11 protein-coding genes are annotated in these 13,550 nt (G+C 31.1%); all 11 read left to right on the forward strand.

The window, feature by feature from the left end; translation table 11 throughout:
• Positions 1 to 12: 12 nt before the first annotated feature.
• The 11 genes from groL (at position 13) to OCU55_RS16185 (ending at position 13,509) form a co-directional block, all read left to right on the forward strand.
• Complete coding sequence (groL, locus tag OCU55_RS16135; RefSeq protein ID WP_261853318.1) at positions 13 to 1,635, forward strand: chaperonin GroEL; 1,623 nt, start codon at positions 13 to 15, stop codon at positions 1,633 to 1,635.
• Positions 1,636 to 2,222: 587 nt separating this feature from the next.
• Entirely contained in the window at positions 2,223 to 2,966 is a 744-nt protein-coding gene (locus OCU55_RS16140) for a prepilin peptidase (protein ID WP_427847066.1), read from the forward strand.
• Between the two features lie 329 nt (positions 2,967 to 3,295).
• The gene (locus OCU55_RS16145) at positions 3,296 to 4,987 is read left to right on the forward strand and encodes a GspE/PulE family protein (protein WP_261853320.1); all 1,692 of its coding nucleotides are present in this window, start codon (positions 3,296 to 3,298) and stop codon (positions 4,985 to 4,987) included.
• A gap of 33 nt (positions 4,988 to 5,020) precedes the next feature.
• A complete protein-coding gene (locus OCU55_RS16150; protein ID WP_261853321.1) occupies positions 5,021 to 6,223 on the forward strand; it encodes a type II secretion system F family protein in 1,203 nt (400 codons plus the stop codon).
• Between the two features lie 41 nt (positions 6,224 to 6,264).
• A complete protein-coding gene (locus tag OCU55_RS23940) occupies positions 6,265 to 6,684 on the forward strand; it encodes a prepilin-type N-terminal cleavage/methylation domain-containing protein (protein WP_280923807.1) in 420 nt (139 codons plus the stop codon).
• Between the two features lie 226 nt (positions 6,685 to 6,910).
• The gene (gene pilM / locus OCU55_RS16160; protein WP_261853322.1) at positions 6,911 to 8,062 is read left to right on the forward strand and encodes a type IV pilus assembly protein PilM; all 1,152 of its coding nucleotides are present in this window, start codon (positions 6,911 to 6,913) and stop codon (positions 8,060 to 8,062) included.
• 13 nt (positions 8,063 to 8,075) lie between these two features.
• On the forward strand, positions 8,076 to 8,639 hold the full coding sequence (locus tag OCU55_RS16165; RefSeq protein WP_261853323.1) for a PilN domain-containing protein: 564 nt from the start codon (positions 8,076 to 8,078) through the stop codon (positions 8,637 to 8,639).
• Positions 8,636 to 9,904: a hypothetical protein gene (locus OCU55_RS16170; protein ID WP_261853324.1), complete on the forward strand. Its 1,269-nt coding sequence runs from the start codon at positions 8,636 to 8,638 to the stop codon at positions 9,902 to 9,904. Before OCU55_RS16165 ends, OCU55_RS16170 begins: the two co-directional genes overlap by 4 nt.
• Positions 9,905 to 9,913: 9 nt before the next feature.
• Positions 9,914 to 10,738 (forward strand): hypothetical protein, encoded by an 825-nt coding sequence (locus OCU55_RS16175; RefSeq protein ID WP_261853325.1) that lies wholly within the window; start codon positions 9,914 to 9,916, stop codon positions 10,736 to 10,738.
• Positions 10,739 to 10,750: 12 nt separating this feature from the next.
• Positions 10,751 to 12,961 carry a hypothetical protein gene (locus tag OCU55_RS16180; RefSeq protein WP_261853326.1) on the forward strand — a complete coding sequence of 737 codons (2,211 nt, stop codon included), beginning with the start codon at positions 10,751 to 10,753 and terminating at the stop codon, positions 12,959 to 12,961.
• 11 nt (positions 12,962 to 12,972) lie between these two features.
• Positions 12,973 to 13,509 carry a type II secretion system protein gene (locus OCU55_RS16185; protein ID WP_261853327.1) on the forward strand — a complete coding sequence of 179 codons (537 nt, stop codon included), beginning with the start codon at positions 12,973 to 12,975 and terminating at the stop codon, positions 13,507 to 13,509.
• The last annotated feature ends 41 nt before the right edge of the window (positions 13,510 to 13,550 follow it).

Genomic DNA, 13,550 nt, shown 5'->3' on the forward strand with positions numbered 1-13,550 from the left:
AGGTAGAATTTAATGGCTAAGCAAATAAAGTTTGGTGAAGAAGCAAGAAGATCTATGCAAGCTGGTGTAGATAAGCTTGCTGATACTGTAAAAGTAACATTAGGACCTAAAGGAAGAAATGTTGTTTTAGACAAGAAGTTTGGAGCACCACTTATAACAAATGATGGTGTGTCAATTGCAAGAGAAATAGAATTAGAAGATCCATTTGAAAACATGGGTGCTCAATTAGTAAAAGAAGTTGCAACAAAGACAAATGATGTGGCTGGAGATGGTACAACAACTGCTACATTACTTGCTCAAGCAATAATTAGAGAAGGTTTAAAGAATGTAACAGCTGGTGCTAACCCTATACTTCTTAGAACTGGTATAAGAACTGCAGTTGAAACAGCTGTAGATGAAATCAAGAAGATATCAAAACCAGTTGAAGGTAAAGAAGACATAGCTAGAGTTGCTGCTATATCAGCAGGAGATGAAGAAATAGGTAAGCTTATAGCTGATGCTATGGAAAGAGTAGGCAACGAAGGCGTTATAACTGTTGAAGAATCAAGATCAATGGGTACAGAACTTGATGTTGTTGAAGGTATGCAATTTGACAGAGGATATGTATCACATTACATGGTTACAGATACAGAAAAGATGGAAGCTGTTTTAGACAATGCTTTAATACTTATAACAGATAAGAAGATAAGCAATATCCAAGAAATACTTCCTGTACTTGAACAAATAGTTCAAACAGGTAAGAAACTTCTTATAATTGCTGAAGATATTGAAACAGAAGCAATGGCTACTCTTATAGTTAATAAGGTAAGAGGAACCTTTAACTGTGTTGCTGTTAAGGCACCAGGTTTTGGTGATAGAAGAAAAGAAATGCTTGAAGACATAGCAATACTTACTGGTGGTATAGTTATATCTGAGGAGCTTGGAAGAGACCTAAAGGAAGCTACTCTTGATATGTTAGGTCAAGCTGAAGTTATAAAGGTAACTAAGGAAAACACTACTATAGTTGGTGGTAGAGGAGATAAAGAAGCTATCACTAGTAGAGTAGCACAACTAAGAACTCAACTAGAAGAAACTACTTCTGAATTTGATAGAGAAAAACTTCAAGAAAGATTAGCTAAGCTTGCTGGTGGAGTTGCTGTTATAAAAGTTGGAGCAGCTACAGAAACAGAATTAAAAGAAAAGAAATTAAGACTTGAAGATGCTTTAGCAGCTACAAAAGCAGCTGTAGAAGAAGGAATAGTACCTGGTGGTGGAACAGCTTACGTAAATGTTATAAGACAAGTAGCTGAATTAACATCAGAAGTTGCTGATACTCAAGTTGGTATAGATATAATAGTTAGAGCTTTAGAAGAACCAATGAGACAAATAGCTACTAACGCTGGAGTTGAAGCTTCAGTTATAATAGAAAAAGTTAAACACAGTGAGGTAGGAGTAGGTTACGATGCATTACTTGGTGACTACAAGAACATGATAAAAGCAGGAATTGTTGATCCAACTAAGGTTACAAGATCAGCTCTTCAAAATGCTGCATCAGTTGCATCAACATTCTTAACAACTGAATCAGCTGTAGCTGACATTCCAGAAAAGACTCCAGCTATGCCAAATCCAGGCATGGGAATGGAAGGAATGTACTAAAATTAAAAACTTATAGCTAGAATGCTTCTGCATTCTAGCTTTTTTGTGCTCAGAAATATATAATCTTTAAGTTATTAGTTAATCTGTTTTATAAATTTCTTATATCAACAATAGCTTTAATCATAGTTAGAAAATAAAGATTACTCAACTTTTAGATTTTTCTCAGGTACATTTGAAAAGGTAGATGTATAAAAACTTAAAATGAGGTTACAAAAACTATTTATTTTTGTTAACTTAGTGAATGTAACCGGTAAAAAAGGATATAATTAAAATAAGTTAAAAGATAATAAGTAAATAATGCAACTTAAGGTTGTTCTTTTAGGATTAATATGATTTGAAGTTAACATTTAAATGCGAAAGTTATTACATAAGTTACGATTTGAAAAAGTATATAAAAATGTAGAATTGTATGGATGTATATATAAATAGGGGATATAAGAGAATGTTATGACTAAATTAGTAAATTTAATGCAAAATTTACTTGCAATATATGGATTGAAAAGATGATAATTGATATGAATTCAATATATCAATTTAACAACTGATTTTGAATTTAATTCTAGAAAGTTTAGGAGTAATACATGGAGATTGGAATTTTAATTTTTATTTTAGGATTAGTCATTGGAAGTTTTTTAAATGTATGTATTTATAGAATACCAAGAGGAGAGTCTATATCTTTTCCTCCTTCACATTGCACTGATTGTAAGACTCAAATCAAACCTTATGATTTAATACCAGTGATAAGTTATTTATTTTTAGGAGGAAAGTGCAGGAACTGTGGTAGCAAGATATCTATTAAGTATCCCTTGCTTGAGTTATTCACTGCAATAATATTTTTACTAATATATAGCCAATATGGCCTATCAATTGAACTTATAAAGTTTTTAATATTAGCGGTATTTTTAATAGTTATAGCATTTATTGATTTTAATACACAGGATGTATATGCAGTTACAACATATCCATGTCTTTTTATTGGAGTGGCATTTATATTGATAGACAAATTCTATCTACATAGTGATATAATGACGTACTTAATTGGATTAGTGGTAGGAGTTGGAGTGATTGGACTTATAGTTATACTTACAGGGGCTATGGGCACAGGAGATATAGAGATAGCAGCTATATGCGGTATATATTTAGGATGGAGCAATACGCTGATTACAATATTTTTTGCATTCATTATTGGAGCGATTATTGGTGTGTTACTTATAGCCTTGAAGAAGAAAGGAAGAAAAGATCCTATTGCATTTGGTCCGTTTTTGGCTATTGGAACAATGATAGCAATGCTATATGGTGATAAAATAATAAAAATTTATCTTAATATATAGATATATGGATAGATAATTAATATATTTTATATTTAATTGTAGAATTTAAATTTAATATATTTATATTTTTGTCGAAAAATATTGGGTGTTATGTAAAATTCGCTAAATATAAACCTTATTAGTCGGTTTTTAAGACAGATTTAGAAGATTTCAGATTGTGTTTAATAGTAAGTTTAATTCATATAAAAAGTAACCATGAAATTATGTCTTTAGTTACCAAATCATGGCAGAATTTTTGGGTTGCTTTATTAAACTTCACTTTGTATACTTATTATTATATGAAGTAAGATTATAATTTATTCAACCTATTTGGTTGGAAGGAGATACTAATGGAGGGAGTAATTAAGAGAAGACTGGGTGACATGCTCGTGGAGTCTGGTAAGATATCTATGCCTCAACTTCAGGAAGCTCTTAAGAAACAAAGGATAACTGGTAAGAAGTTGGGTGAAATGCTTATAGAGCTGAAAATGGTAACTTCAGAAGATATCATGGAAGTTTTAGAAAAGCAAACAGGAATAAAAAGAATAAACCTTAATATTACAACCTTTGATAAAAGAGCTCTAAAAGTAGTACCAGAAAGCGTTTGTGATAAGCATGAACTAATACCTTTTGGTTTTAATGAAAATAGAATAATGGTAGCAATGTGGGATCCACTTAATATATTTGCTATCGATGACGTTTCGATTTCATCTGGATTTGAAGTTGAAACATATATATGTACAAGAGAAGAAATTAAAAAACATATAGAAATGCAATATTCAAGTCAGAAGGTGACTAAAGCTGCTGAGGAACTTTCTAAGGGTAAGTTAGAAGCAAAAACAATTCAAGTTCAGGAAGAAGAACAGTTTGATGATATAAAGAATGCACCAGTGGTAAAGATGGTTGAATATTTATTTAAGAATGCTATAGAGATGAGAGCATCTGATATACACATTGAACCTTTTGAAGATGAGATAAGAATAAGATATAGAATAGATGGACAACTGCAGACTACAAACTCTTTAGAACCTGAAAGCCAAGCTGCACTTGTTACTAGAATAAAGATACTGGCAGGACTTAATATAGCAGAAAAAAGAATACCTCAGGACGGAAGAATTATAACTAAAGTGGGACATAAGGATGTGGATCTGAGAGTTTCAATATTACCTGTGGTAGCCGGTGAAAAGGTTGTAATAAGAATACTAGATAGAGAAAGCTATCAAATAGGAAAAGAAAGACTTGGGATGAAGAATGATGACTTAGAGGTTTTAGAAAGAATAATAAAATCTCCACATGGAATTGTTCTAGTTACAGGACCTACAGGTAGCGGAAAATCAACTACTCTTTATACAGTGCTTAATGAGCTAAATACTGGTGATGTTAACATAGTAACTGTCGAAGATCCAGTGGAATATACCTTGAAAGGTGTAAATCAAGTTAATGTAAACACCAAAGCAGGACTCACCTTTGCAAACGGTCTTAGATCTATATTAAGACAAGACCCTGACATTGTAATGATAGGTGAGATAAGAGATAGTGAAACTGCAGAAATAGCTATAAGAGCTGCCATTACGGGTCATTTAGTATTAAGTACACTACATACTAATGATGCTCCTTCTTCTGTATTAAGATTAGTAGATATGGGGATTCAACCTTATTTGGTTTCTACATCTTTAGCAGGTATAGTTGCCCAAAGACTAGTAAAAAAGATATGTCCTAATTGTAGACAAGCTCATGAAGCTTCAGCTTATGAAAAGGCAATCTTAGGAGAAAAGCATAATGAACCAATTACTATTTATAGGGGTTCAGGCTGTGGGTATTGTAATAACACGGGTTACTCAGGTAGAGTGGGTGTTTATGAAATAATGGAAGTAACTAGAGAACATAGAGATATGATTTTAAATACTAGAGACTCAAATCAATTAATGGATTTATCAATAAAAAATGGGATGAAAACTCTTGGTATGGCATGTAAGGAGCTTGTTTTAGAAGGTGTAACCACTGTGGAAGAGATGGCTTCTATTGCTTTCTTAAAAGAGTAGTAATTTCTTTAAGAAAAGAGGTGTTTAAAGCACATGCCTAATTTTAAATATAAAGCAATGAATGAAAATGGTGATAGACTGCAAGGTACCTATGCTGCAGATACTAGAGATGAAGTAATGGATATGATAAGTGCGAATAATTATTATCCGCTTCTAGTGGAAGAAATACAGCAAGGTACAACTATAGATTTTTCAATGTTCAATAGAGTTACTACAAAAGATATTTCTATCTTTTGTAGACAGTTTTATACCATGCTAGATGCTGGTGTATCTATAAATAGTTCACTCAACATACTTGCAAGGCAGCTTCCAAATAAAAAGCTTAGAGAAGTACTTTCAAAGGTTGAGGATAATGTTAAAAAGGGTGAAACTCTATCTGAGTCGATGAAACTACAAGGTAAGGTTTTTCCAGACTTACTTATAAGTATGGTGGAGACTGGCGAGATGAGTGGTAATTTAGATAGTGTAATGCTTAGAATGTCTACTCATTTTGAGAAGGAAAATAAGATTAACAATAAGATAAAAGGTGCAATGGTTTATCCTACTGTGCTAAGTTTACTGGCAGTAAGTGTTGTAACAATACTTTTAACCTTTGTAATGCCAACTTTTATAGATATGTTTACACAAAGTGGGGTAGTACTTCCACTACCTACAAGAATTTTACTTTTTATTAGTGGAGCTTTAAGTAAGCATGGCTTAATAATACTTTTAATAATAGTATTGGTAGTCTTGGGCTTGAGATATTATTTTAAAAGTGATAGTGGGCAGCTATTTATAAGTAAGTTTAAACTTACATTTCCCGTACTAAAAGGACTAAATCAAAAAATAATTGTGTCTAGATTTACTAGAACTTTATCTACTATGTTATCTAGTGGTGTAAGTTTGGTGCAAGCCTTAGAGACTGTATCAGACGTAGTTGGAAATAAAATAGCTCAAGATAAATTACTAGAAATAAGAGAAGAACTCATAAAAGGTGAAGGTTTATCCAAGCCTATTGAAGAAAGTAAGATCTTTCCACCGATGCTTGCTTCTATGATAAAGATTGGGGAAGAGTCTGGGTCTTTAGACGAAATATTGAACAAAACTGCTGACTTCTATGATGAAGAAGTAGAAACTACCATACAAACTACTACAGCGCTAATTGAACCTTTACTTTTAATAGTGATGGGCGGAGTAGTTGGATTCATTGTAATATCAATAATGATGCCAATGTTTACTATGTATAACAATATGTAGTAGCTTAGTATATAATTTAAAAATTCAAGGAGGATTAATTGATGACAAATGCATTAACATCAACACTTAAGAAGAAAAAGAAAGGATTTACTTTAATCGAGCTTATAATAGTTATAGCTATTATAGCAATTATAGCAGCAATAGCTGTGCCAAATTACACAAAAGTAAGAAATGATTCAAGAGTAAAAGCTGATAAAGAAAGCGCTGAAACTGTAAAGAAAATAACTCAAACACTTTTAATTGATGGAACTCTAAGCAATTCTGATGGATCAGTTACATTAACTTTTACTAATAAAGCTCTTACTAGTGCAGTATCAGGTTCAAAAACTCTTACTGATTACTATAAGGATGTCAAGGCACCTCAAGAAGATGGAGCGACTACTTATGCTATAACAATAAGTAGTACTGATGGAACAGTAAGTGTTAACAATGGAAAATCTGTAAACACTGCAACTCCATAATATACTGAATTAATGAAATGTGATATAAAGTGTAAAGTTATCCATATAACTTTACACTTTAAACTATATTCTCCCATAACTTAGCTTACATATGCCTAAAACTCATTATCCATACAGTTTTAAGTATATATAAACTAAAGTTAAATTGAACTCAATGAGAAACATATTTAATTAAAATATATATGCGATTAGTAAAACTAAAACAGAAAATCGGAGGTTCAAGTAAATGGATTTCAGTAAAGTAAAAGACTTAATGAATGTAGATATAAGTGACCTTAAAAATAAAATAAGAAATAAACCTATTGAAAAGAAGCCAGTTAAAAAGAAAGAGTTAAATAGAAAAGTGGTTTCTTTTGATTTTGGAAGTGACACTACTAAGGTGGTAGTTGGGAAGTACTATAAGGATCAATTAGAGATAGAAAGATTGATTACTGCCAAAACTCCTGTAGATGCAGTAGGAGATGGAAACATATTAAATCAAGATGTGATGACTGTTTTTTTAGAGCAGCTTCTTAATAACAATAAAATCAATATAAAAGATGCCATATGTACAAATAACTCTACTAGTGTAATTAATAGAGAAGTTGTTATACCTGCAGTACAAGAGGATGAACTTAGTACAGTGGTTAAATATGAAATACAGCAATATCTTCCTATAAACATGGATGATTATGTGATACAGCAAAGTATACTTGATAGATTTCAAGTGGAATCAAAACTTAAGTTTAAGACCTTAGTAATTACATATCCAGAAAAGTTAGCTATGAAGTATTATAAACTTTTAACTAACTCAAATTTAAAGCCTTTAGCATTAGATATATCTTATAATTCCTTAAACAAACTTGTAAACTACAGTAATAAAGTAAATGATGAAGCTTATAGCACAGAAGAAACTTTAGCTTTTATAGATATGGGAGCAAGTACTCTTAGTGTAAGTATATATAAGGATGGTAAGTTTGAATTTACAAGGCTTATAAAGTCTGGTGGAGCAAATATAGATGGAGCTTTAAGTAGAGCGATGGGAATATCTTTAGAAGTTGCTGAAGATATAAAGAAAAACAAAGGTGATTTATCTGTTTCAAGTGATAATGAGGATTCTTCTAATAGGATAATAAGAGATGTAGTAGATGAATGGATTATGGAGCTTGAAAGAATAATACAATTTTACAGAAATAAAAAGGTTGGAAATAGTATCGATAAGATATTCTTATACGGAGGAAGTTCTAACTTAAAAGGAATAGAAAGATATATATTTAATAAATTTTCAATACCTACTTCAAAGGTTAGAACTATGGGCAATGTAAATCTAAACTTAAAAATAGCCACTGAGACTATAGAACAGTACTTAAATGTAATAGGTTCTATAATAAGACTGTAAGGGGGATATGAGGATGAATGATTTTAATTTTTTCGCCCCTTATCAAGGGAAGCAAAAACAGGTAGTAAATAAAAAGATATATATTTATACAGTATCAGCTGTAGTTGCAGTTTTTATTGTTGGGACTTTTGCATGGAACAGTATAAATGTTTATATGCTTAATAGAGATATAGACAAGTTTCAAAACTCGATAAATTCTCCTAAGGTACAAGCAAAAGTTAAAGAGGCACAGGTATTAAATAATAAGTTAGATGTTTTGAATAAATATGAAGGTGGACTTTCAAAGATAAATGAGGGAATGAATTCAAGATCAGTTATTTCTTCAGAATTGCTTAGAAAGATAAACTCTACTCTTCCAGAGAATGTTTACTTTAGAAGTATATCCGTTGATGGAAGCAGTCTTAGTTTTCAAGGTGTATCAAAAACTAGGTCTGCTATTGGAGAACTTCAACATAATATAAAAGGTCTTGACATAATAGCAGAAGGACAAATAGGAAATATTAGTGAAGATGATTCAAGTAACGGAAGTTATAGCTTTGACTTAAAATGTACATTAAAGGATGTTGATGGAAAATGAAGATAAGTGAGAGAGAAAAGTATTTGTTAGGTATACTCTTAGCTGTTTTGGTAGTTGTGGGTTACTATGAATTTGTGTATACAAAGCAAATAAAAAAGATAGATGGACTAAAAACTCAGAAAATCGGCGTAGAGTCAAAATACAATGAGATAATGAGTACAATAAATACAATGGATAGTAAGAAAGAAAATTTGAAAATATTAAATGCTAAAATTGAAGATAAATCAAAAAATATTTATCCAGAATTGATTCAAGAGAAATTGATATTAGAAATAGATGAGCTTTTAAAAAGTTCTAATTTAAAAGGTAACATAAATTTTTCAAAGCTACAAGTTCAAGGAATAGAGTCAAATAAGAGCAGCTATCAACCTTTGCCTAATTCTTCTCTTCAATCCTTGGCTGATCAGTATAATAACGAGAACTCGAAAAACAATTCAGCTAGCAGTTCGAATCAAGCATCAAGTTCGGGACAGATATCTCAACAAACTGGAAATGATGGACAAACTAAGGATGTAAGTGCTGGAAATACGGCGCAGCAGATAAAGGTAACTTTGAGTTTTAAAGGAACCTATAGTAATTTGTCATCATTTATAAAAAATGTTGAAGTAAGGGATAAGAGAATAGTTCTTTCGAACTTATCCATGGCACAATCTAATCAAAAAGAAATCTCAGGAAGCTTAACTATGGAATTTTACGCTGTTCCTAAAATAGGGGATGAAGATAGTAATTATTCTAATTGGTTGCTAAATAATAAGTATGGTAAGGGGTCGCCTTTTGGAGATGGTCAGATGTCTACTTTAGCTACTACTATTGAGAACTCAGCTAAAGAAAAAGAAGAGAAAAGTGATTTTTCAATGATTGTTAAACCTATAAATTCAGATTTACCTACTTTGACTATAGGTAAAGATAAGGATCAGAGTAGAACTAGCTATCTATATGCTGATAATCCTGGGATAGAAAAGTTAGAAGTTACATTTACAAAAGATAAGGATGGAAATTATTATTACAAATATAAAACTAGTAAAAATAGTTACCCGCTTCAATATACTACTAAAGGAATAGGCTTCACACCTAGTTCTAATGATATAATGTTTAACATATTCTCAACTTTAAGACAAGGAAATGACGATAAGGCTAGTGTAGAGTTAAAGGTGATAAACAATACTGATAAGGTAGTGTCTTTAATAGTAAATGGTGATGATGCAACTAACCCAAGAGTTAGTATAACAGGAGAAGGGACAGCTGTGAATATTACCAAAAGGTAGGAGTAGCGAATGATGTTAAAGAAAAAGAAAAAGGGCATATCTATTATTGAAATAATAACAAGTCTAGCCATTATAGCTATAATTATTATTCCTATGAGCAACGTTATTATTCACGCAGTAAAGATAAATAAAGGTGGAGAAGATAAGCAGCAAGCAGCATATATTGGGCAACAGATTCTTGAAGGGCTTAATGTTAATAATATAGAAGATGCTACAAGTAGTTTTTTATCACAAACCATATCTGTAAATGGTGTATCAAAGGTTTTTAATATCTCAGCTACAGGTAATGGTACTGCTAATATTGATGATTATAATGTAACATTAAATGTATCTAAAGATAATAGTATTAATTTATCAGATAGTACTAATACTTATGATTCTACTATAACAGTTGATTGGCAGGATAGTGCTAAGACAGTTACCGTGAATAAAAGTCCAGACGGAGATTTTACTCCAGATGTAACGAATCTTTATATAGTTTTAAATAGTGATTCTTTAGAGGTTAAAACTAAAAATGCAGATGGCTCTATTACTAATAGATACAATACTTTGATTACATCAACTTTTAATACTATAGGAGTAAAATTTAAAAATTACACTTCTGCTACTCCTTATAACATATATGTAACCAATAATCGAAGTAACCAGGTAAATGTATACTTAGAGAAAACAAAGGATAAACCTAATTGGGCAGTGATAAATCCAAATGGTGGAGTAATAGGAACTTATGATGTTATTACTACTAATAACACAGTGAAAAACTATAATGTAGAGATAAAAGTTTCTAAAAGTGGACAAGAACTGTATGATCTGAAATCAAATATAAGAAAATAGGGGGTGAAAATATTGAAAAAGAAAAAAGGAAGTAGTTTGATAACTGTAATATGTATTTTTGCAATATTAATTACAGTGGGAACTTCAGTTTTATCCATGACAGCCTCTGATTATAAGTCTAGAGTAATTGAAAGTAAAAGAATAGAAAATCTTTATGGTGCTGACTCGGGAGTAGACACTGCTTACAATATAACTGGAAGTGTGCTAAAGACCATAATTGATAAAAGCAATAGTTTTGCTGAAACTACAAATATGGATAATATAAACACTGGATTAGCAAATGAACCAAGCAAGTACCTTAATGCTGATGGTACAGTTAATAGAGAGGCGGTAAGAGCTCAATTTTTAGACGCTTCATTTAAACAAAAATATAGAGAGTTAATAAAGCAAGATCTTTTGTATTGTATACAAAATAGAAAAACTATAGCAAATGTTGATGCTATTGGAGATTCAAGATATTCTCAACCTGTTAATGTATATACCAAAAATGATCCGCAATTTAATGATAGCACCCTAGTAGGACTGGATATTCATAATGTGACAACTACAACAAATGAGGTCAGATTCAAATTAACTATAAATTCAAAATACCAAGATCCAAGTAGTACTAGTGGAATAAGATCTGTAAGCTCTGTTTACTATATTGATGTCCCTAATTATTCAGGAAATTATGGTGTAAAGACGACATCAGTTAATATACCTATAGCAGGTGTAACACAAAAAGCTATTGTGGCAGACGGAGATCTTATAATAGATTCTGTAGGTGAAGCGAATATAAGTGGACCGATACTCATTAAGGGAAATGAAAATACTGGCAGTGGCTCAATTACCTATTCAAAATATAGTGGTGGAATATCAATTAATAATGTTAATGGAAATGTAGGATTTAATGGAGATGTAGTGACTTCCAGAACTTTTAGATTGGTAAACAATGCTCCTAATGTTAATATTACTGGAGGAACATTATACGCTAATAATATATATGTTGGTAAAAATGAAAATGGCACTTCAAGTAATGCGAAATTGCAAGCTTCTGTAGCCATAATTGACAATGATTTAACTATGAATTCTAGCGATAGTAACGTAACTATAAACAATGGATTTTATGCAGTTAGTGATATAAATAGAGAATCTTATGCTAAAAAAGATGCAAAAGAAAAATCATCGAGTAGTATAATAATGAATTCTGTAGACAACAGCTCAAAAATATTAGTTAATGGACAAGCTTATATAATGGGAACTGCATATATAAACACTAGTGAACCATATCAGACTGGTGAGTCTGTTGCGCTAAAAGGAAATTATAAGGCATATGCAACTATTATTCCACAAGATGGCAGCGGATATTTTTATAAGTATTATAATCCTCTTACCTTGATGGATAAACAAGATATAACAGTTGTTGATAAAGCAGCACATTTTTATAATTTTGCTACTAATAATCAATACAAAGATTCTCTAAATATAACTAACCAAATACAGTTGCCAACAAATAATAATTCAACCATAAGCACAGGAGCTTATATAAGTAATGGTGTTGTATACCCATCTAACTATTCTGCGGCAGATGCAAATTTCCAGAAGGATTTAAACAATAAGAGAAGATTATTTGCTCAACAGGTATATGAAATGGGAGATGTTGCTTTAAGCGACACAGCTACACTGGATACTGATTATAATAATGGAATTGTAAATAAGACAGTTGCAAGTGAAACAAAATTAACTCAGAATAAGGATAATGATTATACAGATATAAGCAATGATGGTTCGAATAATTGTATAATCATCAATACAAATCCAAATAAGAGAATATTCATAAAAGGGCATCAGCCAAGTTTTAGTGAGACCATAAATGCTACCGGAGATAATGCTGACATAGTGATTGATAAGGATAGTAGTCAAACTTTAAATGCTGTAATAATTTCAGCAGGAGATGTTTTAATTAGTGGAAATATTACTTATAATGGAACTCTAATAACAAAAGGAAATGTAAAAATAGAAGGAATTAATAATTCGGGGAATGTTAAAATTAATCAAAGTAGTACAGTTCAATCTAATCTGTTTTCCAAATATCTTGATAAGGTAAAAAAAGTTATTGATATTGATTCGGTTAATGTACAAGTTACAGGTGTGAATATAGTACCTTCAACATCGGTTAAGAGTAATATAAATCTTGATGATATAATACACAAAGGACAATGGCAAATTACAGATAATAAGTAGAGGTGTTAAATTTGATTAAGAAAAAGGGATTCACGTTAATAGAAGCTGTTATAGTTTTAGCTTTGATATCAGTGGTAATTATGGTTATATATCCATTTTTCTTTTCAAGCAGTAGAAGTTTAAACGAAACAAACGTAAGAGCTGATCTACAAACTGATGGACAACTAATACAAAATTCGCTTTTAAACTATGGAAATCAGGGGAGCTCAATAGATAGAATAAATGGAATAGTACCTCCAAGTAACTCAAATGAAATAACAACAATAAGTAATTTTAGAATTATATTGTATGCAGATGTAAGTAAGACTATTGAGTATGTTTATGATAACACCAATAAGAAATTAAATGAAATTACTAATTTAAATGCAACTGGTACTGTTACTAAGACATTATCAGGAAATGTAGATAGCATAAAGATTTCTCCTGTTGGGGGAACTTATCTTACTTGCGAAGGGCTTATTATAAATATTACTCTGAAAAAGAATAATATAACTTATGATATTTCTTCAAAAATAGTATTTAGAAATAAAGGAATTGCAACATCTTAATTTATATATTTAGGGTGCATTTCAGGTATTCTATCACTCGG

It is taken from the genome of Clostridium folliculivorans (assembly GCF_024341905.1).
Lineage (GTDB): Bacteria > Bacillota > Clostridia > Clostridiales > Clostridiaceae > Clostridium_AR > Clostridium_AR folliculivorans.